Raw genomic sequence first — 525 nt, 5'->3', positions numbered from 1 at the left:
AGGATGAGGGAAACGCTCATCTAAATACTCCATCATGATATCAGCTTCATACAATACAAGATCACGATCTACCAATGTAGGCAATTCATTGTATGGGTTATGATCAGCTAACTCTGCAGGCTTTTCATCTGGATCGACATCAATAATATCTACTGCCACACCTTTTTCGGCGAGAACGATACGGACTCGGTGGCTATAGTGGCTTGCACCATCAGAAAAAAACGTCATCGACGACCGTTTGGTCACAACGCCCATACAAGAGCTCCTTATAAATAGAACGCATCGAAAATTCGATACATAGAATACAAAACTGCCAGAATTATACACACTTATCAAAGCGCGTCATAATTCAACACACGTTATAACAAAAAAGGCCGTTAGCGTTTGCCAACAGCCTTATAGCTACTTAGATAGACTTAGTGGATATCGCGCCAGTACTCTTTATTCAAGAAGTAGACGAACACAAAGAAGAACGCCAAGAAGACAAGCACGTATAATCCCATACGCTCACTTTCTATCCGTGAC

At 41.5% G+C, this 525-nt stretch carries 1 protein-coding gene; it reads right to left on the bottom strand.

All coding sequences use genetic code 11. The features are described from left to right. Positions 1-255, bottom strand: a 255-nt coding sequence (locus A3739_RS07065; RefSeq protein WP_197472152.1) for a glutathione S-transferase N-terminal domain-containing protein, incomplete at its 3' end; no start/stop codon positions are given. Between the last annotated feature and the right edge of the window lie 270 nt (positions 256-525).

It is taken from the genome of Oleiphilus sp. HI0067 (genome assembly GCF_001635735.1).
This window is presented reverse-complemented; position numbering and strand designations above follow the sequence as displayed.